The 24,936-nt window shown below is 69.3% G+C and carries 25 protein-coding genes; 13 read left to right on the top strand and 12 right to left on the bottom strand.

From position 1 onward, the window contains the following. From IPN47_16615 to mnmA, 13 genes are all read left to right on the top strand, one after another. The gene (locus tag IPN47_16615) at positions 1–1,473 is read left to right on the top strand and encodes a TolC family protein (protein ID MBK9409635.1); all 1,473 of its coding nucleotides are present in this window, start codon (positions 1–3) and stop codon (positions 1,471–1,473) included. A gap of 15 nt (positions 1,474–1,488) precedes the next feature. After that, positions 1,489–2,766 carry an efflux RND transporter periplasmic adaptor subunit gene (locus IPN47_16610; protein MBK9409634.1) on the top strand — a complete coding sequence of 426 codons (1,278 nt, stop codon included), beginning with the start codon at positions 1,489–1,491 and terminating at the stop codon, positions 2,764–2,766. 83 nt (positions 2,767–2,849) lie between these two features. Beyond that, positions 2,850–3,587, top strand: a complete 738-nt coding sequence (locus tag IPN47_16605; GenBank protein ID MBK9409633.1) for an ABC transporter ATP-binding protein — start codon at positions 2,850–2,852, stop codon at positions 3,585–3,587. Positions 3,588–3,601: 14 nt separating this feature from the next. Beyond that, on the top strand, positions 3,602–4,840 hold the full coding sequence (locus tag IPN47_16600) for an ABC transporter permease (GenBank protein MBK9409632.1): 1,239 nt from the start codon (positions 3,602–3,604) through the stop codon (positions 4,838–4,840). Continuing rightward, positions 4,837–6,108, top strand: a complete 1,272-nt coding sequence (locus IPN47_16595; GenBank protein ID MBK9409631.1) for an ABC transporter permease — start codon at positions 4,837–4,839, stop codon at positions 6,106–6,108. The genes IPN47_16600 and IPN47_16595 overlap by 4 nt, the downstream gene beginning before the upstream one ends. 188 nt (positions 6,109–6,296) lie before the next feature. Continuing rightward, positions 6,297–7,520, top strand: a complete 1,224-nt coding sequence (locus tag IPN47_16590; GenBank protein ID MBK9409630.1) for an ABC transporter permease — start codon at positions 6,297–6,299, stop codon at positions 7,518–7,520. A 3-nt stretch (positions 7,521–7,523) separates the two neighbouring features. Next, positions 7,524–8,768 carry an ABC transporter permease gene (locus IPN47_16585; GenBank protein ID MBK9409629.1) on the top strand — a complete coding sequence of 415 codons (1,245 nt, stop codon included), beginning with the start codon at positions 7,524–7,526 and terminating at the stop codon, positions 8,766–8,768. A 109-nt stretch (positions 8,769–8,877) separates the two neighbouring features. Beyond that, a complete protein-coding gene (gene bshB1 / locus IPN47_16580) occupies positions 8,878–9,612 on the top strand; it encodes a bacillithiol biosynthesis deacetylase BshB1 (GenBank protein MBK9409628.1) in 735 nt (244 codons plus the stop codon). Positions 9,613–9,614: 2 nt separating this feature from the next. After that, on the top strand, positions 9,615–10,280 hold the full coding sequence (locus tag IPN47_16575) for a cyclase family protein (protein ID MBK9409627.1): 666 nt from the start codon (positions 9,615–9,617) through the stop codon (positions 10,278–10,280). Next, positions 10,277–11,257, top strand: a complete 981-nt coding sequence (locus tag IPN47_16570; GenBank protein MBK9409626.1) for an ABC transporter ATP-binding protein — start codon at positions 10,277–10,279, stop codon at positions 11,255–11,257. Before IPN47_16575 ends, IPN47_16570 begins: the two co-directional genes overlap by 4 nt. Further along, positions 11,254–11,991 (top strand): ABC transporter permease, encoded by a 738-nt coding sequence (locus IPN47_16565; protein MBK9409625.1) that lies wholly within the window; start codon positions 11,254–11,256, stop codon positions 11,989–11,991. Before IPN47_16570 ends, IPN47_16565 begins: the two co-directional genes overlap by 4 nt. A 78-nt stretch (positions 11,992–12,069) precedes the next feature. After that, the gene (locus IPN47_16560; protein ID MBK9409624.1) at positions 12,070–13,230 is read left to right on the top strand and encodes a cysteine desulfurase; all 1,161 of its coding nucleotides are present in this window, start codon (positions 12,070–12,072) and stop codon (positions 13,228–13,230) included. Positions 13,231–13,355: 125 nt separating this feature from the next. Further along, on the top strand, positions 13,356–14,459 hold the full coding sequence (gene mnmA / locus IPN47_16555; GenBank protein MBK9409623.1) for a tRNA 2-thiouridine(34) synthase MnmA: 1,104 nt from the start codon (positions 13,356–13,358) through the stop codon (positions 14,457–14,459). Positions 14,460–14,474: 15 nt separating this feature from the next. On the opposite strand, the gene IPN47_16550 is transcribed toward mnmA, so the two are convergent. The 12 genes from IPN47_16550 to IPN47_16495 form a co-directional block, all read right to left on the bottom strand. After that, positions 14,475–14,903 carry a GNAT family N-acetyltransferase gene (locus tag IPN47_16550; GenBank protein ID MBK9409622.1) on the bottom strand — a complete coding sequence of 143 codons (429 nt, stop codon included), beginning with the start codon at positions 14,901–14,903 and terminating at the stop codon, positions 14,475–14,477. Positions 14,904–14,906: 3 nt separating this feature from the next. Further along, positions 14,907–15,446, bottom strand: a complete 540-nt coding sequence (locus IPN47_16545) for a DinB family protein (GenBank protein ID MBK9409621.1) — start codon at positions 15,444–15,446, stop codon at positions 14,907–14,909. A gap of 68 nt (positions 15,447–15,514) precedes the next feature. Further along, on the bottom strand, positions 15,515–17,062 hold the full coding sequence (locus IPN47_16540; protein ID MBK9409620.1) for a PLP-dependent aminotransferase family protein: 1,548 nt from the start codon (positions 17,060–17,062) through the stop codon (positions 15,515–15,517). 242 nt (positions 17,063–17,304) lie between these two features. Continuing rightward, positions 17,305–19,701 (bottom strand): DnaJ domain-containing protein, encoded by a 2,397-nt coding sequence (locus IPN47_16535; protein MBK9409619.1) that lies wholly within the window; start codon positions 19,699–19,701, stop codon positions 17,305–17,307. Between the two features lie 17 nt (positions 19,702–19,718). Beyond that, positions 19,719–20,285 carry a nucleotide exchange factor GrpE gene (locus tag IPN47_16530; protein ID MBK9409618.1) on the bottom strand — a complete coding sequence of 189 codons (567 nt, stop codon included), beginning with the start codon at positions 20,283–20,285 and terminating at the stop codon, positions 19,719–19,721. Between the two features lie 211 nt (positions 20,286–20,496). Then, positions 20,497–21,753: a competence/damage-inducible protein A gene (locus IPN47_16525; protein ID MBK9409617.1), complete on the bottom strand. Its 1,257-nt coding sequence runs from the start codon at positions 21,751–21,753 to the stop codon at positions 20,497–20,499. A gap of 13 nt (positions 21,754–21,766) precedes the next feature. Beyond that, entirely contained in the window at positions 21,767–22,507 is a 741-nt protein-coding gene (locus IPN47_16520; protein ID MBK9409616.1) for a CDP-alcohol phosphatidyltransferase family protein, read from the bottom strand. A 9-nt stretch (positions 22,508–22,516) separates the two neighbouring features. Continuing rightward, positions 22,517–23,194, bottom strand: coding sequence for a gliding-motility protein MglA (locus IPN47_16515; GenBank protein ID MBK9409615.1), 678 nt, complete (start codon positions 23,192–23,194; stop codon positions 22,517–22,519). A gap of 24 nt (positions 23,195–23,218) precedes the next feature. After that, positions 23,219–23,713 (bottom strand): roadblock/LC7 domain-containing protein, encoded by a 495-nt coding sequence (locus tag IPN47_16510; protein ID MBK9409614.1) that lies wholly within the window; start codon positions 23,711–23,713, stop codon positions 23,219–23,221. A gap of 15 nt (positions 23,714–23,728) precedes the next feature. Continuing rightward, positions 23,729–23,995, bottom strand: coding sequence for a hypothetical protein (locus tag IPN47_16505; protein ID MBK9409613.1), 267 nt, complete (start codon positions 23,993–23,995; stop codon positions 23,729–23,731). A gap of 1 nt (position 23,996) precedes the next feature. Further along, positions 23,997–24,587: a recombination protein RecR gene (gene recR, locus IPN47_16500; protein MBK9409612.1), complete on the bottom strand. Its 591-nt coding sequence runs from the start codon at positions 24,585–24,587 to the stop codon at positions 23,997–23,999. A gap of 11 nt (positions 24,588–24,598) precedes the next feature. After that, a complete protein-coding gene (locus IPN47_16495) occupies positions 24,599–24,916 on the bottom strand; it encodes a YbaB/EbfC family nucleoid-associated protein (GenBank protein MBK9409611.1) in 318 nt (105 codons plus the stop codon). Positions 24,917–24,936: the final 20 nt, after the last annotated feature.

Genomic DNA, 24,936 nt, shown 5'->3' with positions numbered 1-24,936 from the left:
ATGCGACGCTTGATTTGCACCCTGCTCGTCGTCGGCGCTGCGCCTTTCGCGCACGTGTCGGCCCAGGCGAGCGGGCCAGTGCTCACGCTCGACGAGGCCATCCGGCTCGCGGTCCGCAACAACCCGCAGTACCTCCAGACCGGCTCGAGCCGTCAGCGTGCGGCCGCCGCGCTCCGCGCCTCCAAGGGGCAGCTCCTTCCCACGGTGCGCACCTCCTTCGGGTCGAGCTATCGCGAAGGTCGTCAGCAGTTCTTCGCCGGCCAGGCCTTCGGTTCGACCTCCGACGTGCTGTCGTCGAGCGCCGACCTCGGGGTCGATCTCGCGATCAGCGCGGCGACCTGGATGGCGCGCAAGCAGCAGCAGGCCAACCTCGCCGCGGCCGAATCGGACGTGACGAGCGCCGAGGCCACGCTGCGCGCCAACGTGATCACGCAGTACCTCAACGTGCTGCAGGCGCTCTCGCGTGCGACGTTGCAGGACACCCTGCTGCGCTCGACGCAGGCCCAGCTCGAACTGGCCCGTGCGCGCCAGCAGGTGGGGGCCGCGACGACACTCGACGTGCGCCGCGCCGAGGTGCAGGTGGGGCAGCAGCAGGTCGCCGTCCTTCGCGAGCGCAACAACGTGGAGGTGGAGAAGCTCCGCCTCTTCCAGCAGATCGGGGTGGAGCAGCCGGCCGGCGTGTCGCTCTCGTCCCAGTTCGCCATTGAGGAGCCGAAGGTGCAGCTCGACGCGTTGCTCGGGCAGGCGCGCTCGGGGAACCCGGCGCTGGCGGCGCTGCGCTCGCGCGAACGGGCGAGCGACGTGCAGGTCTCGAGTGCACGGTCGGCGTACTTCCCGTCGCTGTCGCTCAGCTCGGGGGTCAGCGGCTTCTCGCAGCAGCTGCGCAACATCGATGGCAGCATCTCCGACGCCCGCGCCAGCGCGCTGTCGCAGCAGCGCTCGTGCATCTCGCAGGACTCGCTCCGCCGCGGCGCCGGGCTCCCCAGCATCCTGCAGCAGTGCGGCGCGATCGTCTTCACCGATGCGCAGGCGTCGGCGTTGCGCGACGCCAACGCCCAGTTCCCCTTCAAGATGACGCGCTCGCCGATCCAGCTGTCGGCGCAGATCTCGCTCCCCATCTTCGACGGCTTCACCCGCGAGCAGCGGATCCAGGAGGCGGCCGCCAGCCGCAATGATGCCCGCTACCGGGTGCGGGAGCAGGAGCTCAAGCTCACGGCCGACGTCACGTCGGCGTACCGCAACCTGGTGACCGCGTACCAGACGGTGCGGCTGCAGGAGCAGAACACGGTGGCGGCACGCGAGGCGCTGGCGCTGTCGCAGGAGCGCTTCCGCGTGGGAGCCAACACGTTCGTCGACGTCACGCAGTCGCGTAGCGACTTCGAGCGCGCCGAGACCGACCGCATCAACGCGATCTATGACTATCACAAGGCCTTCGCCGCGCTGGAATCGGCGGTGGGTCGCCCGCTTCGATAACCGAGGACGAGTGCAATGAGTAAAGGACTGAAGTGGGGACTTGGGATCGTGGTGGTCGCTGCAGTCGGGGCGGCGCTGGCGGCCAAGGCCAAGGGCGGTGACAAGGCCACCGAGGTGCGCATGGAGAGCGTGCAGAAGCGCGACCTCGTCGCCTCGGTCACGGCCAGCGGTCAGGTGCAACCGGTCACGAAGGTCGATGTCGCGGCCGACATCAGCGGGCGGATCGTGCGCCTGGCGGTGAAGGAAGGGGAGATCGTGAAGAAGGGGCAGTTCCTCCTCGAGATCGATCCGGCGCAGTATCAGGCGGCGGTGCAGCGCTCCGAGGCCGCCGTGGCGTCGGCGAAGGCGTCGGCGGCCCAGGCCAAGGCCAACCTCCTCCAGGCGCAGCGCACCTACGAGCGCTCGCTGGAGATCCAGAAGACCAACGCTGCCCTCATCTCCGCGGAGTCACTGGAGCAGCTCAAGACCGCGGTGGAGGTCAACACCGCCCTCTTCGAGTCGGCCAACCAGAATGCCGATCAGTCGGCCGCCTCGCTCCGGGAAGCGCGCAGCAACCTGGCGCGTACGACCATCCTCGCCCCGATGTCGGGGAAGATCACGCGCCTCGCCGTCGAGCAGGGCGAGACCGCGGTCCCGGGGACGTTCAACAAGGACGCCGCCACGCTCCTGACCATCGCCGACCTGTCGGTCTTCGAGACCAAGGTCAAGGTCGACGAGACCGACGTGGCCCGCATCTCCCTCGGCGACTCCGCGGTCATCCAGATCGACGCCTTCCCCGATACGACGTTCGTTGGCAAGGTGGTCGAGATCTCGAACTCCTCGGTGAAGGCGACCGCGAGCACCGGGAGCACCGAGCAGGCGATCGACTACGAAGTGAAGATCCAGCTCATGAACCCGCCGGCCGAGACGCGCCCCGACTTTTCGGCGACGGCCAAGATCGTGACCGACACCCGCACCTCGGTGCTGACGATCCCGATCATCGCGCTCACGGTGCGCGAGAACGAGGAGCTCAACGCCGCCGACACGGCGGGGGCCCCCGGGCAGCCCAAGAAGAAGGAAGTTGGCAAGAAGGACGTCGAGGGGGTCTTCATTGTCGGCGCGGACAACAAAGTGACCTTCCGCCCCGTTAAGGTGGGGATCGCCGGCGACAAGTATTTCGAGGTCATCTCCGGGGTGAAGGACGGGGAGAAGATCGTCGGTGGCACTTACCAGGCCATTCGCGAGTTGAAGGATGGAGCGCTGGTGAAGGAACCGAAGCCGGAAAAGAAGCCCGACGCGGGAGCGAAGACGTGAGCGACAACCAGGCTGGCGACGCAACGCTGAGCACGACGGGCGAGCATCCGCTCAGCTCGACCGCCGAACGAAAGGCCGTGGTCATGGACCCCGGCCAGGCCCCCGGAAAGGACTGGGTCATCGTGACGCGCGGGCTCAAGCGCGAGTACGACATGGGGGGCGAGGTCGTCCGCGCCCTCCGCGGCGTCGACCTGGCCATTCGCCGGAACGAGTACGTCGCCATCATGGGGCCCTCGGGGTCGGGGAAGTCGACGCTGATGAACCTTATCGGCTGCCTCGACACCCCCACCGCCGGCGAGTACTGGCTCAACGGGATGTTGGTCTCGAAGATGAGCGACGATGAGCTGGCGCGTGTGCGCAACAAGGAGATCGGCTTCGTCTTCCAGACGTTCAACCTGCTGCCGCGCGCCACGGCGCTGCACAACGTCGAGTTGCCGCTGGTGTACGCCGGCGTGTCGTCCGACGAGCGGAAGCGCCGCGCCAAGCGCGCGCTCGAGCAGGTGCAACTCGAGACCCGCATGAACCACCGTCCCAACGAGCTGTCGGGGGGCCAGCGCCAGCGCGTCGCCATCGCGCGCGCCCTGGTCAACAACCCCTCGATCCTGCTCGCCGACGAACCGACCGGTAACCTCGACTCCAAGACCTCGGAGGAGATCATGCGCGTCTTCGAGAACCTGGCCGACACCGGGCAGACCGTCATCATGGTGACGCACGAACCCGACATCGCCGCGCACGCGCGCCGCGTCGTGGTGCTGCGTGACGGCGTGATCGCCAGCGACGACCGTCGCTCGGCCTTCAAGCAGTCGATGGGTATCTCGTAAGGCATCAGCCCTTCGTGCCGTTCTTCGAAGCAGTCAAGCTCGCCTTCGCGACGATCCGCGTCCAAAAGCTCAAGAGTTTCTTCACCCTCCTCGGTGTGATGATCGGCGTGATGTTCCTCATCGCCGTCGTCAGCATCGTCGAGGGGATGAGCCGGTACGTCGAGGATGACTTCGCCGGTGCCCTGCTCGGCGTGAACACGTTCACGCTGCGGCGGGGCGATCAGGGCTTCGGTCCGCGCTCCGACGCCGACTGGCGCGAAATCCAGCGGCGCCCGCGCCTCTACAAGGCAGAGGTCGAGCAGGTCCGCACGGCGCTTCCCCCCGGGCTGGTGTCGTCGATCGAGAACATGACGTTCGCCTACGCCAGTTCTCCGCTCGCCCGCCCCAAGCAGGTGCAGCTGGTGAGCGCGGAGGAGTCGTACTTCACGCTCAAGAAGTACAAGCTCACGAGCGGCCGCCCCTTCACGGCGCAGGAGGTCACGCTGGGGAGCAAGGTGGTGGTGATCGGGTCGGAGGCCGCGACGCACTTCTTCCCGGGGCTCGACCCGCTGGGACGCGAGCTGCGCATCGGGGGGTCGCCGTATCTCGTCATCGGCGTGATCGAGCCCCAGGGATCGGTCTTCGGCTTCTCGCTCGACCGCCTCGCCATCGGACCGCACACCTCGCCGCTGGCCCGCATCACCAACCCGCGCGGCGACGTGCGCGCGCTGGTGGTGCAGTCACCCAACCCGGTGCTGCTGAACGCGGCGATGGAGGAAGTGCGCACGGTGATGCGCGGCATCCGCCACCTGTCGCCGAGCCAGAAGGACAACTTCGCCCTCGAGTCATCGGCCTCGGCGATGTCGTTCTTCAACGAGCTCAAGGGGAAGCTGATCGCCTTCGGTACCGCGCTTCCCGCGATCGGGCTCATTGTCGGCGCCCTGGTGATCATGAACATCATGCTGGTGGCAGTGGCCGAGCGCACGCGCGAGATCGGCATTCGCAAGGCGCTGGGGGCCCGGCGGCGCGACATCATGCGCCAGTTCCTCGTGGAGTCGGCGTCGCTGAGCGTGCTCGGCGCCGCGTTAGGCATTGCGCTGGGCGTCGGGATGGCCAAGCTCATCGCGGCCTTCTCTCCCCTGCCCGCGGGGGTCGCGCTCTGGTCGATCCCGGCCGCCGTCCTGCTGGGCGCCGGCGTCGGCATCGTCGCCGGACTCTATCCCGCCAGCCGCGCCGCGAGCCTCGATCCCATCGCCGCACTGCGTCAGGAATGAAGCCCTCGCTCACGGCCTCGCTGCAGGCCACCCTCGAGGGGATCTTCATCGCCCTCGACGCCATTCGCGCCAATCGCGTGCGGGCAGCGCTCACCATCCTCGGCGTGGCGGTCGGCGTCTTCGTGGTGGTGGCGATGGCCGCGACGATCCACGGCGTCACCCTCTCGTTCCAGTCCGACCTCGACGCCTTCGGCGGCGACGCGTTCATGGTACGGCGCCAGGATGTCGGGATCAACGCCTGCGACGGGACCGACGAGAACTGTCCCGACAGGCGCAACCCGACCATCACCATGGAGGAATGGCGTGCCATCAAGGCGCTTCCCTCCGTCGGCGCCGCCTCGCCGTGGCTCTTCGGCAACTCCGGCATTCGCTACATGAACGTCGCCATCGAGTCGGTGAACCTCGAGGCCTACGGCGACGAGTGGCTCCTCACCGACGGCGGCGACATCTACCCCGGGCGCAACTACACGTCCAAGGAAGCGAGCAACGCCGCCCCCATCGCGATCCTCAACGACACCCTGGCCAAGCAGCTCTTCGGGCAATCCGACCCGATCGGCAAGGACGTGATGATCGATGGACAGCAGTTCTCGGTCATCGGCATCTACCAGACGCGGGGAGGGTTCCTCAAGTCGCTCGACGGTCGCGGACCCGAGACTCCGAAGATCATCGTCCCTGCCGAGACCGCGCGCCGCCGGCTCAACGTCTGGATGCGCGGGATGATGATCAACGTCAAGCCGCGCGCCGGCGTCACGCGCGGGGAGACCATGGACGAGGTCACCGCGACCATGCGCTCGTTGCGCGGGCTGCGCCCGTCGCAACGCAGCAACTTCTACCTGGTCGGCCAGGACAAGATCGCGGAGACCTTCAACAAGGTCTTCGGCGCCCTCTTTCTCGTGATGCTGGTGCTTTCCGCCGTTGGGCTCCTGGTGGGCGGGGTCGGGGTGGTGGCGATCATGATGATCTCGGTGACCGAGCGCACCCGCGAGATCGGGGTGCGCAAGGCGCTCGGGGCCACACGGCGCACGATCCTCTGGCAGTTCCTCGTCGAGGGGGCCACGCTGACCAGCATCGGTGCCGCCGTGGGGCTGGGCGCCGGTGCCCTCCTGGCCATCGGGATTCGGAGCTGGACGAGCATCCCCGCCGCCGTCCCCCTCCCGGCTGTCGTCGCCTCGCTGGTCGCGAGCGCGCTCACCGGGATCCTCTTCGGGATGGCCCCTGCGGCCCGCGCGGCAAACCTCGACCCGGTCGAAGCGCTCAGGTACGAGTAGGTCCGAAGACGGGAAGACGGGAAGACGGGAAGACGAGTTGGGACGTCGCCGGGGGGAGTTCCGCTTGCTTTGCCCCCCTCCTCGTGAATTGATTCACAAGGGACGGGGTTTCATCTCGTCTTCCCGTCTTCCCGTCTTCCCGTCTTCCCGTCTTCTCCTCCCCACAGGAAATGCGCTTCTCCGATGTGATGACGACCGCGCTCGGCCAGATTGTGGCCAACAAGCTGCGGTCGTTTTTCACGCTGCTCGGAATCATCGTCTCGGTCGCCTTCCTCGTGGCGGTCATCGCGATCATCCAGGGGATGAACGCCTTCGTGAAGGAGAACATCGCCGACGCGATGATCGGGGCCAACACCTTCCAGGTGCGGCGCACCCCGATCAACGTGGGGCGCATCAGCGACGACGAGATCAACCGCATCAACCGGCGCCCCAAGATCACGCCGCGCGACGCCGAGGCGGTGCGGTCGGCGATCCCCGACGCAGACGCGGTCTCGTTCCAGTCCGGGTGGCCTACCCCGCGAGTGGACCTCGTCTGGCGCAACGAACGCGTTGCCGACGTCATCCTCTTCGGCGTCACCGAGCAGTTCCAGATCGTGCAGGACTACCGCGCCGAAGAAGGGCGCTCGCTGAGCGATGTTGACGTGGCGCAGCGACGCGCGGTGATCGTCATCGGACGCGACATCGCCGACGCGCTCTTCCCCAACCTGACCGCCGTCGGCAAGACGGTGCGCATCCTCGGCGAGCAGTTCGAGGTGATTGGCGTGAACGCCGGAAAGGGACAGGTGCTGGGGCAGTCGTTCGATACGTATGCGCTGATGCCGTCCACGCGCTTCGAGATGTTGTTCGGACGACGCAGCACGACGGTGATCTCGGTGAAGATGGCCGAGGCCGACGCGGTGGAGCCGGCGATGCAGCGCGCCGAGGAGGCGATGCGCGTGGCGCGCGGGCTGCGACCGGGCGACGACAACGATTTCTCGATCGAGACGTCGGACGCCCTCGTCGCGTTCTGGAAGACGGTCACGCGCCTGCTCTTCGCGATCATCCCCGCGGTGGTGGCCATCGGCGTAGTGGTGGGCGGGATCGTCATCATGAACATCATGCTGATGGCGGTGACCGAGCGCACGCACGAGATCGGGATTCGCAAGGCGGTGGGGGCGCGCGCCGAGGACATCGAGCGCCAGTTCCTTGGCGAGGCGGTCGTGCTGGCCACGTTAGGCGGTGTGATCGGCGTGAGTGCCGGGTGGCTCTTTGCGCTGGCCATCGCCGCGGCGTCGCCGCTGCCGGCACGCGTGACGGCGTGGTCGGTGCTCCTCTCGCTGGCCCTTGGGGCGGGGGTGGGGATCCTGTTCGGCGTGTACCCGGCGCGGCGCGCGGCGCGCCTCGATCCCATCGCCGCCCTGCGGGCGGAGTAGGCGATGCGCATCCTCGACCAGGTAGGGGAGAACATCGGCATCGCGCTCGACGCGATCCGCGCCTCCAAGATGCGCGCCGGCCTCACGATCCTCGGCGTCGTGATCGGCGTGAGCTCGGTCATGTCGATGGCGACGATCGTCAACGGGATCCAATCGCAGATCGTCACGACGATCGAGCAGGCCGGCCCCACCGTGTTCTACGTCTTCAAGGCGTATAGCGGGACGCCAGTCAATCCCGACGCGCTCCCCGCGTGGATGCGTATCCGCCCCGACCTGCAGGTGCGCGAGGCCGAACGTATCGCCGAGCTCCCCGAGATTGCGTACGCCGGCATGTGGGCGGTGATCCAGGGGCGACTGGAGTATGGCGACGTCCGCACCCAACCCAATCGCATCTACGGCGCCGACGATCACTTCAGCGAGATCATCGGGGGAGAGTTGGTGCTGGGGCGCTGGTTCTCGCGCGCCGAGCTGGTGAGCGGCGCCAACGTGGTGGTGATTCCGGAGGACCTGGCGCGCGAGATGTTCGGGCGGCGCAACCCGCTCGGCGAGACCATCAAGGTCGGCGGGCGGCCGGCGCAGGTGATCGGGCTCTTTCAAGCGGCGTCGAACATCTTCCAGCCGCCGGGAGCCGAGACGTCGGCGATCATCCCGTTCAGGATGGCCGACCAGCAGTTCACGCTGGACAAGGCCAACGCGGTCTTCATCGCCGTGAAGGGGCGCAAGGCGGTGGCGGTCGCCGATGCGCAGGAGGCGGTGATGGTGACGCTGCGTGAGATGCGGCGCCTGCGCCCGGCCGACAAGAACAACTTCGACTTCGTCACGCAGGACCAGATCCTCCAGATCTTCAATCGGCTCACCGGGGCCTTCTTCCTGGTGATGGTCTCGCTCTCCTCGGTCGGGCTGCTGGTGGGGGGGATCGGGGTGATGGCGATCATGATGGTCTCGGTGACCTCGCGCACGCGCGAGATCGGGGTACGCAAGGCGTTAGGCGCGACGCGCCGCGACATCATGCTGCAATTCCTCTTCGAGGCGGCGACGCTGACCGGGATCGGCGGGTTGATCGGCGTGGTGACCGGGCTCGCGGTGGGCCGCGGGGCCGCGTTGCTGCTGGACGTGGAAGCGCCGACACCGGTGGGGATCACGCTCATCGCGGTGGGAGTCTCGATCTCGATTGGGCTGGTCTTCGGACTGATCCCGGCGCGCCGGGCGGCGCGGCTCGATCCCGTGGAGGCGCTGCGGTACGAGTAGTCCGGATCGGAAGACGGGCCGTCGAGACAACGCGCGGGGAACGGCGCGGAGGCTCGCCCCAGCATCCTGGCCTGCTGTCCGGGGGCGTTCCGAGCCGTAAATTCCCGCCATGTCTTCCCTCGCCCCCCTCGACCTCCTCGCGATCGTCGCCCATCCCGACGACGCCGAACTGACCTGCGGCGGGACGCTGATCAAGGCCGCGCGGGCCGGGCGGCGCACCGGGATCCTCGACCTCACCGCCGGCGAGATGGGATCGCGCGGCTCCGCCGCCATTCGCGCCGCCGAAGCCGCCGAGGCCAACGCGATCCTGGGGATCGCCGCCCGCGAGACGCTCGGCCTTCCCGACTCGGGGATCGTCAACACCCCCGAAACGCGCCGCCTCCTGGCGCGCGCCCTTCGCCGCTTCAGGCCGCAGGTCGTCCTCGCCCCCGCGCCGGCCCCGTACGGGCGCCACCCCGACCACCGCGCCGCCGCCGAACTCATTCGTGATGCCGTCTTCGTGGCGGGGCTGCGCAAGCTGGAGGACGACCTCGAGCCGTTTCGCCCGCGCAAGGTCGTGCACTGCATCGCGTACCGGGAAGATCACCTCAAGCCCACCTTCGTCGTCGATATCAGCGACACCTTCGAGGACAAGCTGGCCGCCATCCGCTGCTATCGCTCGCAGTTCGATGACGCAGTGCAGGCGGGCGAAGTGTACCCCAACGGGGAATCGCTCTACGACATCGTCCGCCACCAGGCGGCGCACTACGGCTCGCTGATTCGTACGCGCTACGGTGAGCCGTTCTACACGACCGAGACCATGCGCGTCGACGACATCACGTCGCTCCAGGTATCCACGTTCTGATCATGGGCCACGAATTCGCGACCGACGGGACGCTGCACGACATCAGCATCCTCCTTCGCCCGGGGACGCCGGAGTGGCCGGGGGACACCCCGTACGACTGCCGCTGGACGGCTCGAGTCGGCGATGGAGCGAGCGTGAACCTCTCGTGCATCTCGGGGAGCCCGCACGTGGGGACGCACGCCGACGCGCCGCTGCACGTGCGCGACGGCTGGCCGGCGTCGCATGCCCTCCCCCTCGACGTCTTCGTGGGACGCTGCCTCGTCGTCGACGTGAGCGCACGCCAAGGGGCGATCAGCTTTCCGCAGCTCGGACTCTCCGACGACGTGCGCGTCGAGCGCCTGCTCCTGCAGACCGGACACACGATCGCCGACGGGGCATTCCCGCGCGCCTGGCCCGTGCTCACGACCTCGTGCGTCGATGCCCTGCTCCGCCGCGGGCTCCGACTCCTCGCCGTCGACTGTCCGTCGGTCGATGAGCGCGAGAGCAAGGCGCTCGACGTGCACCACCGGATCTTTGCCGGCGGCGCGTACGTCCTCGAGAATCTCGACCTCGGCGCGGTGACTCCCGGCGAGTACGAACTCGTCGCCCTCCCCCTTCGCATCGACGGACTCGACGCCGCCCCCGTGCGCGCGGCGTTGCGCGCGCTCTCCCCTGCACCGCGCGCATGACCGTTCCGGCCATCCGGGTAGCCGGGTTGGTGCGCGATTTTCCCAAGGTCCGCGCGCTCGACCACCTCACCTTCGACGTTCCCCCGGGCATCGTGTTCGGCTTTCTGGGGCCGAACGGTGCCGGCAAGACGACGGTGATCCGCGTCCTGCTGGGGATCCTCGAGCCCACCGAGGGCGGCGCGGAGGTCTTTGGCCTCGACCCGCGACGGCACGGGAGCACCGTGCGCGCGCGCGCCGGCGCGCTGCTCGAGCACAACGGCGTGTACGAGCGGCTCTCGGCGGTGCAGAACCTCGAGTTCTACGCGCGGGCATGGCACATGAATGCCGGCGACCGCAACGCCCGCATTCGCGACCTGCTGTCGCAGTTTGGACTCTGGGAGCGGCGTGACGAACCCGTGGGAGACTGGAGCCGCGGGATGAAGCAGAAGCTCGCCATCGCGCGCGCCGTCCTGCACCGTCCCCCGCTCGTCTTCCTCGACGAGCCGACGGCGGGGCTCGACCCGGTCGCGTCGGCGTCGTTGCGCGACGACCTGATGCGGCTCGCGCAGCAGGAGGGGGTCACGATCTTCCTCACCACGCACAACCTCGCCGAAGCAGAACGGCTGTGCGCGCTCGTGGGGGTGATTCGCCGCGGGAAGCTGCTCGACTTCGGTGCGCCAACGGCACTGCGCAGCGCACGCGGCGCCCCGGTGGTCCACATCGCCGGCCACGGCCTCGACGACGCCCTGCTCGCCGACCTCGCCGGCATCACGCCGGTGGCCTCGCTCGAGCGCGACAACAGCGGCGTGGTCGTGCGCATTGCCCCTGACGGCGATGTTCCCGCCATCGTCGCCTGGCTGGTGGCGCGAGGCGTGGGCATCGAGGAGGTGCGCCGCGACCACCTCTCGTTCGAGGACGTCTTCCTCGAACTCGTCTCCAGCGACGGCACTCCACCCGGCGTCCGCGCGCACACGCCGCCGGCGCGCGAGGGGCGATGATCCAGGACGTCCTGACCGTCGCCCGCAAGGAATGGCTCGAGATCATCGACCAGCTGCTGCGCTTCAAGCGCGGCGGGTGGTCCATCCTCCTCGTCGTGCTCTTCCTCGGCGTCATCTCGCCGCTGCAGATGGGAACGACCTGGCTGTCGTCGCCACTGATGTTCTTCTACTGGCCGCTGCTCACCTCGAGCATGACGTCCACGCTCATCGCCGATTCGATTGCCGGCGAACGCGAACGCCATACCCTCGAGACGTTGCTGGCCTCGCGACTCCCCGATGCGGCCATCATCTCAGGGAAGATCCTGGCCGCTGTGCTGTACGGCTTCACCTTCGCCGCGCTGAACCTCGCGATCGGCTGGACCGTCGTGAACGTGCGCCACTACGCGGGAGAACTGCTCTGGATCCCGCTCCCGCGCGTCGCGTCGCTCTTCGCGCTGATCGTCGCCGGTTCGTTCTTCATTGCCGGTCTCGGGGTCTTCGTCTCCCTGCGCGCGGCCACGGTCCGGCAGGCACAGCAGACCTTCGGGGTGATCATCCTCGTCCTGATGATGACCCCGGTCCTGTTCGTCCAGCTCACCTCCACCGACTTTCAGGTGCGCGTGCTGGCGAGGGTCGGGACGATGGGGCTGGAAGCGCTCTCCTTCCGGATCGCCGCGGCGATCGGGGGGATCGCCGTCCTCCTCAACCTGCTCGCGATCCAGCGTTTCAGGCGCGGCCGCCTGTCGTTGGACTGATCGCCCGCCCCCCGACAGACCCCGCGCGACCCCGGACGGGTTCAGACTCCGGTCCGAACGCCGTATCTTCCCCCGACCATGCGAATTCCCGTTTATCTCGACCACGCCGCCACGACCCCGGTTCGCGCCGAGGTGCTCGAGGCGATGCTCCCCTTCTTCGGCCCGCGCTTCGGGAACCCCTCGAGCGTGCACAAGTGGGGGCGTGAGGCGCGCACGGCGCTCGACGAGGCGCGCGAGCGCGTCGCTCGTTCGCTCGGAGCGCAGTCCGACGAGATCTGCTTCACCTCCGGGGGGACCGAAGGCGATAACCTCGCCATCCTCGGGAGCTGGCGCGCCGTGCGCGAGCAGCGCCGCGCGGTGGTCTCCACCCCCATCGAGCACAAGGCGGTGCTGGCCGCGGTGCACGAAATCGCGCGCGAGGGAGGCGAGGAACGGATGCTCGAGGTCGACTCGGTCGGGCGCGTGCGCCCCGAGTCGTTCGAGGCGCTCGTCGACGACCAGGTGGCGCTCTGCAGCGTGATGTGGGTGAACAACGAGATGGGGGTCGTGCAGGATCTCGCCCCGCTCGTGGCGCGTGCCAAGGCCGCTGGCGCGATGTTCCACACCGATGCGGTGCAGGCGTTCGGCAAGGTGCCGATCGACGCCCGTGCGGTGCCCTTCGATTCGCTCACCATCTCCGGGCACAAGATCGGCGCCCCCAAGGGGATCGGGGCGATCTTCATTCGCCGTGGCACCCCGCTCGAGCCGCTCATGTACGGTGGCACGCAGGATCGCGGTCGCCGCCCCGGGACGGAGAACGTGGCGATGGCGGTGGGGCTGGCCAAGGCGGCTGAGCTCGCGGTGGCGGAGCGCGAGGCGTCGTGGGCGGCGCTGGAAGCGATGCGCGACCGTCTCGAGGCGGCGCTGCTCGCGCGCATCCCCGACGCCATCGTGCACGGCCGTGGTGGGCCGCGCGCGCCGCACATCCTCAACCTGTCGGTCCCCGGCACCGACAGCGAGTCGCTGCTCATGGCGCTCGACATGCAGGGGGTCGCCTGCTCCGCCGGATCGGCTTGCCAGAGCGGGAGCGTGACGCCGTCGCACGTGCTGACGGCGTTAGGCGTTCGCTCCGACCTTGGCGCCGCCGCCGTGCGCATGTCGCTCGGCGCCCTGTCGACCGACGAGGGGATCACCCGCGTCACCGAGCTCTTCCCGGCCCTGATCGAGAAGGCCCGTCGCTTGAGCGGCCAGCACGGCTGAGCCGGGAGCGAATCGTGGCGCACCGGCGTTCGTCAGGGGGAAGTGAGATCGGGAGCTCCGCCGACGCGCCCATCGCGTCGCCACTCCAGTCTCCCGTCTCCCGTCTCCCGTCTCCCCAGTAGCCGATGTCATCCCGCCCGCGCGTCCTGGTCGCCATGTCAGGCGGCGTCGACTCCTCCGTCGCCGCCGCGCTCCTGCACGCGCAGGGGTACGACGTGGTGGGGGCGACGATGAAGCTCTTCTGCTACGGCGACGAGGTCCCTGACAAGCCGTGCTGCTCGCTGGACTCGATCAACGACGCGCGACGCATCTGCGAATCGTTGGGGGTCCCGCACTACGTGCTCAACCTCGAGAGCGCGTTCGGGCACGACGTGGTCGACAACTTCGTCCAGGAGTACTCGGCGGGGCGCACCCCCATCCCGTGCGTGCGCTGCAACACCTTCACGAAGTTCCGCGACCTGCTGCGCAAGGCCGACGCCATCGACGCGCCGTACATCGCCACGGGGCACTACGCGCGCGTGCTCGACGGGGCCCTCCATCGCGGCGTGGACGGTTCGAAGGACCAGACCTATTTCCTGTGGGGGATCGACCGCGAGGTGGTACCGCGCATGCTGCTCCCCGTCGGCCACCAGACCAAGGCCGAGACGCGCGAGGTGGCGCGCTCGTTAGGGCTGATTGTCGCCGACAAGGTGGAGTCGCAGGACATCTGCTTCGTCCCCGACGGCGACCACACGAAGATCATCCGCCAGCGCCTGGGCGCCGACGCCCCTGCGCTCGCGCGCGGCCCAATCCTGCTCGAGGACGGCCGCGTGGTGGGTGAGCACGAGGGTTACGCGCGCTACACGATCGGGCAGCGCCGCGGTATCCCCGGTGGGTTTGCCGAACCGATGTTCGTGGTGGCGATTCGCCCCGAGGCACGTGCCGTCGTCATCGGGCCGCGCGAGGCGCTGCTCGGGCGCGGCGTCGTGGCCCGTGAGGTCAACTGGCTCGTCGATGCGCCGGCCGTCGGGAGCCGGGTACAGGTGCAAGTGCGGCATCGCGCGCCGCCCGCGGCGGGGGAGATCATCCGGCTCGACGGCGACGAGATCGAGTTGGCCCTCGACGACCCCGTCGCCGCCATCACCCCGGGCCAGTCGCTGGTGCTCTACGATGGCAGCCGCGTGCTGGGCGGTGGCTTCATCGAGCGCGCGGCCGGCGCCCGCGGCCCGCTCCCGGTCCTCGCCGCCTAACGCGTCGCCCGCACCTCAAGCGTCCGCGTAGGACTTGAAGAGGTAGTGTTTCGTATGCCCGGGCGGAAAATCCGGGATCGTCCCGACTTCCCGGAAGCCACAGGTCGCATAGAAGCCGACCGCCTGGAACGAGAGCGTGTCGACCTGTGCCCCGCGCACGCCACGACGAAGCGCTTCGCTCTCCGCCGCTTCGAGGAGTTGGCGGCCGACCCCTCGCCCGCGGTGCCCCTCGTGCACCCACACGGCCTCGATGAGCCAGTGGCCGTAGACGGTGCGCCCGAGCACCGCCCCCACCACGCGCTCGTCGACGCGCAGAATCGCGTTGAGCGGGACGGAGCGGGATGGGCCACAGCGCTGCGCATTGAAGTCCCGGATTCCCTGCGCCACCGTCTCGGCAGCCTCCGCGTCCGCGACGTCGAGCAGCGTGACCACCGGTCGTGGCACGGCCTAACGATCCGCGCCCACGCCGTAGTCGCGCGCGAGCAGCTGCACGTGGTACGCGACGTGCCCCACCGGGATCGTCAGCAAGGCCAGCACGCTGATCTCGGCGTCGCTGGCGATGCCGCGCGCGCCGAGTGCCGACGCCGGCATCCCCCGCATGAGCGCAATCATCGCACGACGCGCGCACTCCCATTCGTCCAGGAGGTCAGGGAGGGCCCGATCGTCGTACTCGCCCATCGGGAGCCATGCCGCCTGATCGTACCCGGGGAGCGGAGCAGGATCGCGACGCGAGAACGCGGTGGCCCGATACGCGAAGACCCGCTCGACGTCGGTGAGGTGCCCCACCACTTCACGAATGCTCCACTTCCCCTCGGCATACCGATGGCGCGACTGCTCCGCCGACAACGGCGAGAGCAGGGCGCGCAGCTCCAGCACCTGCGCCTCGGCGTGGGCGATGAGGTCACCGGGTGGGACGAGCGCGGTGTACCGCCCGAAGTACGGGATGTGTTCGTCGGCGGCGGGGCGAGCCAGGATGGATGCGGGCATCGAAGGAAGGGACGGGTGAACACGAGTTGCCCACGCGCCTGGCGCGGGCGTGGGATGACGGTGCGCCGTTAGGCGCGGCGGCGGTCGGTGGTGACAGCGGGCATGGCGCGGGCGATGGCATCGACCCCACGACGAATCGCCGCCTCGCTGGCGCCGCCAAAGCCGAGCAGAAGCCCGCGGGGCTGCGAAGACGCCTCGCGTCCGCCGGCGTAGAACGACGAGAGCGGCTCGACGCCGAGCCCGAAGCCCGAGCCGGCGTCGGCCAACGACTGGTCGTCGAGTTCCGGCGGCAGCAGGACCACCAGGTGCAATCCCGTCTGGCTCATGCCGACGCGTCCACGCGCGCCCAGCCGCTGCTCGAGCCGCTCCACCAGCAGGTTGCGGCGTCCCTCGTACAGCTTGCGCGCCTTGCGCAGGTGCGCGGCGAAGTGCCCCTCGGAGAGGAAGCGCGCCAGCGCCGCCTGCACCAGCGGTGACGGCGCGCCGTCCGTGAGGCGCCGCGCCGCCCGGAAGCCCGACACCAGCGCCCGCGGCAAAATGAGGTACGCCAGGCGAATGCCGGGAAAGAGCACCTTGTTGAACGTCCCCAGGTAGAGAACGCGCTCGGCGTCGTCGAGCCCCTGCATCGCCGCGATGGGGCGCCCGGTGTAGCGGAACTCGCTGTCGTAGTCGTCCTCGACGATCCACGCCCCCGCGTCGCGTGCCCAGGCGAGCGTCTCCAGCCGGCGCCGCAGCGCGAGCGTGACGCCCAGCGGGTACTGGTGCGACGGCGTGAGGTACAGGAGCCGCGCGTCACGATGCAGGCGGAGTCGCTCGGCCTGGAGTCCATCGTCGTCGACGGGGATCCCGATCACGCGCGCGCCCGACGCGGTGAACACGGCGCGCGCACTGCGGTAGCCGGGCTCCTCCATCAAGACGCTCTCGCCGTCGGCGAGCAGGAGGCGACTCGTGAGGTCGAGCGCCTGCTGCGTGCTGTGCACGATGACAACCTCGTCGGCCGTGCAGCGCACGCCGCGCGTGAGGCGCGCGTGCTCGCTGATGGCCCGCCGCAGCGACGGATCGCCCTGCACGTCGCCGGTACGGAGCAACCCGTTGTCCTGTTCGCGCGCCACGCGCGCGAGGAGCTGGTGCCAGGTGCGCGCCGGGAAGATCTCTACATCGGTCATGCAGGGACCGGTGCGCGCGTCGGCATCGAGCTCGGCCTGCCCTCCGGCCGCAAGGCGCTCCCCCCTGGGCGAGAGCTCCCGCCGTCGCGCGGGTCCCCCTTTCTGCGGCGGCGGCGATCCCGCAGCGGCGAGTCGCATTCGGCGCGCGAACGGGGCGACCGCACCCAGGTTCGCCACGATCGTCCCGACGCCGACGCGACGCTCGACCATCCCCTCGGCGCAGAGCTGCCCGATCGCCGCCTCCACGGTGTTGCGCGAGACCTGGAGGTCGGAGGCGAGCGTGCGGGCCGACGGGAGCCGGCTCCCGGGGGCGAGGTCGCCGCGCAGGATGTGCTCGCGCAGCTGCTGGTGAAGCTGCACGTAGAGCGGCCGCCCATCGCGCTCGGGACTGGTGAGCACGGCGATGGCGCGGGCGCGCGACGCACGACGACTGGCGGAGGGCGCAGGCATGCGTGAATCGTACGTGCGGAATGGTCCTTTGTAGAGAGCCAATTCGACCCGGTGCATGGGGCCAATTTCCGGCCCGCGGCGGAGCGGGGACGCGTGGCATGGCACCGCCCCGCCTCCGCTGTATCGCGCCCGGCGGCTGCGTCGCCCAGCGGTCGTCGCGCCCGGCCCCGCTTCGCCCAGCCGTCGCCGCCCCGGCAGCCGCCGCGCACGGCCCGCGGCCGCGCCCAGCGCGCGACGAGAGCCTAACGACGGGCGGGTGCGGCCCCGCGCAGCGCCGCTGCACCCACGTCGGGGAAGTCACCGAACATCCCGTCCACCCCGGCATCGCGAAAGGCGCGCCACTCTGCCGCCGCGTCGCCGAGGAAGCCGAGCGCGAGGTCGGGCGTATCCGACCGCATGGTCCAGACGTGCACGAGGAGCCCCGCCGCGTGTGCATCGCGCACGAGCGAGGTGGCCCGCGAGGTGTCGCCGGCGACGGCCCGTGGCAGGACGAGCCACTTGTGCGCCCCGATCGCGTCGGCGTAGCGCGCCACCCCACGCAGCCCCTCGGGGGTGATCAGGTCGGCGTAGCGCGTCGTCCCTCCGGCAGCCGCAACGTCCGGGGGGACGCCGTCGAGATTGACGAGTTGCACCAGGCGCAACGTCGTGCGCGCGCGCAGCGCCTTGAGGTTCCCGACCTCGAACGACTGGATGAAGACGGCATCACCACGCTGGCGATAGCCGTGGCGCGCGAGCACGGCCAGGAGCGAGTCCTCGAGGGGGAGCCCGATCGCCCGGAAGTACGACGGGTGCTTCGTCTCGGGATACACCCCGATCGTGCGCCCCGTGGCGCGCTCGCGCTCGCGCACGTAGGCGAGCACTTCGTCGAAGGTGGGGATCTCGAACTCGCCGTCCCAGGCATGCGAGCGCTGCAGCAGCCGCTCCTTCGCCCGCAGCGACTTGAGTTCGGCCAGCGTGAAGTCCTCGGTGAACCACCCGGTCACCGTGTCGCCGTCGATCACCTTGCTGCGACGGCGCTCGGGAAACCGCGCCGCAACGTTCGTCGTCCCGCCGATCTCATTCTCATGCCGCGCCACGAGCACGCGGTCCCGGGTCATGACGAGGTCCGGCTCGACGAAGTCGGCCCCCAGCTCGATGGCGAGCCCGTAGGCCGCCAGCGTGTGCTCCGGCCGATGCCCGCTAGCCCCGCGGTGCGCGATGATGAGCGGGGTGGAGCGCGCCGCGACGGGCGCCTGCGCGATGCGAGACGCCGACTCTGGCGCCTTCGCGCATCCCGCCAGCAGCAACACGCCTGCGAACCGCCGCAGGACTTCCGAGGGTGTGCGCATCATGCCAGAGAATAACCCGTCCCCCGCCCGCCCGCTCGCGCCCGATGCAGCCGTGACGTGCTCGAGACTCCGGCCGGGGGAGACGAACGCGGGCGCCCCCGAGTCCTCCGGCGACACCCTCACTCGCGTGCGATTGGTCTCGCCTGACGCCCCTAGAACTTGAGCCCTCCGGCCTCCGCGAACTCCCGCAGCAGGCGCTCCTGCTCCTCGGTCAGCTTGTCGGGGACGATGATGCTCGTCTCCACGATCAGGTCCCCCACGTGCCCCTCCTTCTCGATCCCCTGCGAGCGAATGCGGAATCGCTTCCCGCTCGGCGTCCCCGCCGGGATGCGGATCGACACCTTCTTCCCGTCGAGCGTGCGGACGGAGATCTTCGTGCCTAACGTGGCCTGCGCGATGTTCAGCGGGACGGTGGCCAGGAGGTCGAGCCCCTCGCGCTTGTAGAAGCGGTCGTCCTGCACCTGCAGCGTGATCACGAGGTCGCCCGGCGGGCCGCCGTTGGCCCCGCGCCCCCCCTGCCCCTTGAGCCGGATCTTGGTCCCGGTGTCGGCCCCCGAAGGGGACGGTGATCAGCACCTTCTTTCGCGTGCGCACGTCACCGGCCCCGTTGCACGTCGGGCAGCGCTCGCTCGGCACCTGCCCGCGCCCCATGCACATCGGGCACGGACGATTCACCGCGAACCCTCCCTGGCCGAAGGAGATCGTCCCCCGCCCCGTGCACTCGGGACAGACCTTCACCGTCGCCCCCGGGGCTGCGCCGCTCCCGTTGCAGCTGGCGCATTCCTCGGTCACCTCCAGCTCGATCGGGACCTTGCCCCCGGTCGCCGCGGTGCGGAACGGAACCTCGAGCGTCGTCTCGACCGACTGCCCCTGCTCCGAGGGGCGCTGCCGTCCGCGCCCGCCGGTCGCGTTGCCGCCGAAGATGCTCCCGAAGAGATCGCCCAACCCGCCAAGACCGCCGACGTCGAAGTCCTGGAAGCGGACGTCACCCCCCTGGGCCCCCGCCGAACCGGTCGTCCCACTGCTGCTTGCGCCGGGACGCGGTCCGGAACGTTGGCGCGTGCCGCCGGGCGGGTACCCGGTGAAGGCCCCCAGTCGGCGCATCTCGTCGTATTGCTTGCGCTTCTCGGCGTCACCTACGGTCTGGTACGCCTCCGAGATCTCCTTGAAGCGGTCCGACGCCTTCGGATCGTTGGGATTCGCGTCCGGGTGGTACTTCTTGGCCAGGCGGCGATACTGCTTCTTGATCTCTTCGGCCGACGCCGTCGACGGGACGCCGAGTACCGCGTAGTAGTCCTTGGTGGGTGCCATGCGTGCCTAACGGCGGCTCACCCGTTCCACTGCTTCACGACCACGCGCGCCGGACGCAGCAGCTGCCCGCGAAAGACGTACCCGAGCTGGAAGACCTGCGCCACCATGTGGTCTTCCTCCTCGCTGAGAGCGGGGGTGGTCGTGATCGCCTCGTGCAGCGCGGGGTCGAACGGATGCTCCACGGGGTTCACCACCTCGAGCCCGTGTCCGGCGAGCGACTTGAAGAGCTTCTTCTCGACCATCCCCACCCCCTCCACCACGGTGCGGGCATCGGTCGTCGCCGGGTCGACGTGCGCGAAGCGCGTCAGGTCGTCCAGGACGTCGATCAGCCCGGCCACGAGATCTCCCTGCGCGCGCCACCCCGACTCCTGCCGCTCGCGCACGGTGCGCTTGCGGAAGTTGTCGTACTCGGCGGCGAGGCGGAGGTACTTGTCCCGCTGCTCGTCCACGGCACGATGCAGCTCCTCGTGCGTCGTGAGCGTCGCCGTGTCGCCCGACGCGTTGTGCGCCGCATCGGCCGCCGTCGGGGCATCGTGCTCGCTCGCGGGGGGAGCGGACTGCTCGGAGTGCTGTCGGTCGTCCATATGGCTCAGGCCTACTTGGTTGTGCCGGGATGGGTTTCACGCGGGGCGCCGCGCGCTCGCTTCCGTCTGGTGCGAGCGGCGCAGCCGCTCTCTCAAATCTCGACCGCGCGTTGGTGTGGGGCAACGGCCGTGCCGGGCCGCGTGCGCCACTTCGGCAGCGCCGCCGGGGGCTTCGGCGCTCGAGTCACCGCGCAACGCCGGAGGGCGCGGCCTACTTCGGGAGCAGGGCGCGACGGATCATCTCCAGCGCGGCCTGTGTGGCGCGAAAGCGCACCTCGGCGCGGTCGCCGATGAGGCGCCCGCCAAAGGTGCGCACCTCGCCGCGCACATCGACGGCGATCCAGACCGTCCCGACCGGCTTGTCGTCGGTCCCTCCGCCAGGGCCAGCGATCCCGGTGATGCCGACCCCGATGTCGGCGCCGAACCTCGACCGTACCCCGGCGGCCATCGCCCGGGCGACCTCCTCGCTCACCGCGCCGACGCGTGCCAGCGTCTCCGGCGAGACGCCGAGCTGCTCGCGCTTCACCGCATTGTCGTAGGCGATGACCCCGCCCAGGAGGACATCGCTCGAGCCGGGGATGGCGGTGATCCGCCCCCCGAGCAGCCCGCCAGTGCAGCTCTCGGCCACCGCCAGCCGCAACCCGCGGGCCCGGCAGCCGGCCAGGACCACCTCGGCGAGGTCGGTCGCGGCCTGGTCGGCGTAGACGTACGGGCCGACGCGCGCGGCGAGGGTGGCGCAGCCAGCGGCGAGGCGGGCATCGGCCTCGTCAGGCGCCGCGCCGCGCACCGTCAGCCGCAAGTCGACCCCTTCCTGCCCGGGGAGGTAGGCGAGCGACATTCCGTCCACCCCGCGGGCCACGTCACCCAGCAGCGTGGGGAGCTGCGACTCGGCGACGCCGGTGGTGCGCACCGTGCGCGTGCGCACCACGGCGCGCGCCGAACCCAGCCGCCCCTGGATGAGCGGGCGCAGCTCCTCATGGAAGATCCCCCGCATCTCGCGCGGAACGCCGGGGAGCATCGCCACCCAGCGACCGCGCGCATCCTCGAGGAAGATCGCCGGCGCCGTCCCATGCCGGTTGGTGAGGACGTGCGCCCCAGCCGGGATCATCACCTGCTGGCGGTTGGACTCCGGGAGTTCGCCTGGACGTCCGCGCTCGCGCCAGAGTTGCTTGAGCGCCTCCCACCGTTCGGCGTCGAAGACCATCTCGCGCCCGAACAGTGCCGCGATCGCGGGCTTGGTCATGTCGTCGGCGGTAGGCCCCAACCCGCCGGTGGTGATCACCGCCCCGCTGCGATCGAGGGCATCGCGCACCGCATCCGCGATCATGGCCGCGTCGTCGCCGACCGAGGCCCGACGCACGATGCTCACGCCGTCGGCCGCGAGTTCGCGGGCGAGCCACGCAGCATTGGTGTCGATGGTGAGGCCGAGCAGGAGCTCGTCGCCGATCGTGACGATCTCGAGGTTCACGCGGTACTCGGCGCTACCCTGCAGTGCCGCGCGTACCGCCGGAGCCGACCAGGAGGCCGCCGTAGCGCTGCAGGTAGAGCCACAGCGAGTAGAGCGTCAGGGCGACGGCCCCGATCATCGAGAGGACGCCGACGATGCCGTTGAACATGGCAAAGGCGTTCCACGCCGAGCTGGTCCAGCGATGCTCGGCTGCCGCCGAGGAGGCGAAGAACCAGAAGAAGGCGGCGCCGACCCAGATCCACTGGAACGTCGTCTTCCACTTGGCCGGGCCGATGGCCGAGATGATCACGCCGCGCTGCGCGGCGTACTGACGGAATACCGTCATGAAGAGCTCGCGCCCCAGCACGACGGCGATGATCCAGAATGGGAGCCCCACGAGCCCCAGCGGCGTGACGAAGGGGTAGGCCACGCGCGCCCCCGCGAGGACGGGGCCGATGGTGGCCCCGGCCGCCCACGCGTCGGGCTTGGGGAGCGAGGCCCACAGCGCCACGTCGCGCGTGAGCCAGTACATGGGGACGAGCGTCGCCAGCAGCAACATCTTGTCGGCGAGCGGGTCGAGCAGCTTGCCCAGGTTGGTGACCAGGTTGCGGTCACGGGCGAGCTTGCCGTCGAAGTAGTCGGTCACCGCCGCGATGATGAACAGGCACCATGCCGTCAGGCGCAACTGCCACCCCGCGCTGATCACCAGGGCGGCGATCAACGGCGTGCTGGCAATGCGGGCGGCGGTGATCGCGTTCGGGAGGTTCAGCGACACAAGGGTTCGCTACGACAGGGACTTCAGTACGAGCTTGGAGACTGCCTTCAAGGTATCGAAGACACCGTCGCCGGTCACGGCGACCGCCTCAAAATAAGGGGCCCGTTCCACCCATTCGCCAGTCGGCAGCTGCTCGATGAGGTTCTCGCCGGCGTGCCACGTGTCGGGGGTCAGCCGCTGCCGGGTCGGCTCGGTCACTTCCCACCCCGGGTTCAGCGCCGACTGCAACTCGGCGAGTGGCGCGGCGTTCGGCAGGTCGCGCTTGTTGTACTGGACGACGAACGGCATGCGCGTGAGGTCGTAGCCGTACTCGACCATGTTGTCGTACAGGTTCTGCATCGATTCCTGGTTCGCCTCCATGCGGTCGACCTGCGAGTCGGCCACGAAGACGATCCCATCGACCCCTTTCAGGATGAGCTTGCGCGACGCGTTGTAGTAGACCTGTCCGGGGACGGTGTACAGGTGAAAGCGCGTCTTGAAGCCCCGAATCGTCCCGAGGTCGACAGGGAGGAAGTCGAAGAAGAGCGTGCGTTCGCTCTCGGTGGCCAGCGAGATGAGCTTCCCGCGCGTGCTCGGTGCCACCTTCTTGTAGACGTGTTCGAGATTGCTGGTCTTCCCGCCGAGTCCCGGCCCGTAGTACACGATCTTGCAGTTGATCTCGCGCGAGGCGTAGTTGATCATCGACATCGGCGTCTCTCTCGTCCGTTGCGATTACTGGAAGAGACGATCGATCTCGTCATCGACATCGCCCAGGAGGGGCTGCCGCTGCGGATTGCTGAGCTGCGAGCGCTGGAGCGAGCGCTCGATGAGGCGTCCGAGTTCGTCGACGATCGCGCGCATCTTGAGGCGCACCAGGCCGAGGGTCGTCCGGTTGTCGAAGAGGGCGACCAGGATCACCCGACGCGCGACATCCGCCAGCAGCATCGACTCCTTTTCCCCCTGGTGAAACAGGGTGTTGAAGTCGCTCTCGCCAATGAGGCGCGCGAGCTGGTCGTTGGCCGAGAAGTCGGCGGCGGTGAGCGTCGCGAAGGCGGTGACATCGAACGTGGGGCGATCCCCCGCGAACGTCACCAGCTGGCCGCTCCGGTCGACCAGGAGGGCACAGCGCGCGTTGCTGTCGAACAGGAAGCGCTGCAGCACCTGCGTGAGGGCGCTGTAGTCCTCTTCGGTGAACGACCAGCTCGAGGCTCCAATGGGCATGCGCATGAGTATCGGCCTGGCTCAGGCGAGCGTTCGTTCGACGCGGCGCAGCAGCCGGCGCGCACGACGGCGCAATTCCGGCTTGGACTCCCACGCGAGGTACTCGCGCAGGAGCGCCACGGTCTGCTCATCGGCCTGCGAGCTCAGGTAGCCGAGCGCCGCCAGGCGGCGCATCGGGTTGCGGCTGAAGAGGCTCTGGCGATCCACGCGCTGCTGACGACTCCACAACGCGAAGCCGGCGACGAATCCGCCGAGCACTCCAAAGGACAACAGCGATCCCTTGCGCACGTCAGGCCATCTCCCGCCGCGCCGACAGCGCCTGCGCGATCGTGATCCCGTCGGCGTACTCCAGGTCACCGCCCACAGGAAGCCCCCGGGCGATGCGCGTCACGCGCACGCCCAGCGGCACCAGCACCTGCTGCAGGTACAGGGCGGTCGCCTCGCCTTCGACACTCGGATTGGTCGCTACGATCACTTCCTTCACAGCCCCGCCGGCAACCCGGCGTTCGAGAGCAGCCACGGTGAGATCTTCCGGTCCCACCCCGTCGAGCGGAGAAATGCGCCCTCCGAGGACGTGAAAATGCCCCCGGAACTCGCCGGCACGTTCGATCGCGCCGATGTCCGCCGCTTCTTCGACGGCGCAGATCACTCCCGCGTCACGTCTTGGGTCGCGGCAAATCCCGCATTCCTCGTCCTCGGTGAGATTGTAGCACACCGGACAGGGGTGGACGCGCTCGGCCAGCGTCTCCAGCGCATGCGCCAACCGGACGCTGCGCTCACGCGGCTGCTTGAGCAGGTGGTACGTCAACCGCAGCGCCGTCTTGCGCCCGATCCCGGGGAGCTTGGCGAGTTCGCCCGCCAGATCGTCGATCGCCGACACGCCGCGCCCCCCTAGAACGGGAGCTTGAACGGGAGGTTGAGCCCCCCGGCCAGCTTCCCCATCTCGGCCTGGGCCAGGTCGTTGGCCTTCTTCTGGGCGTCGGAGACGGCGATGACGATCAGGTCTTCCAGCATCTCGACGTCGGCCGGGTTCACGACCGTGGGGTCGAGCTTCACCTTGCGAACTGTCCCCTTCCCGTCCGCTTCGACGGTTACCATCCCACCCCCCGAACTCCCGGTGACGGAGCGTTGGGTCAGCTCTTCCTGCATCTCCTGCATCTTGGACTGCATCTGCTGCGCCTGCTGCAGGATCTTGAAGATGTCGGCCATGGCTCTGAAAGTCTTGTGAT

The organism is Gemmatimonadota bacterium (assembly GCA_016719105.1).
GTDB lineage: Bacteria > Gemmatimonadota > Gemmatimonadetes > Gemmatimonadales > Gemmatimonadaceae > SCN-70-22.
The sequence above is the reverse complement of the archived record's forward strand: the minus strand, read 5'-3'. Positions and strand labels throughout refer to the sequence as shown.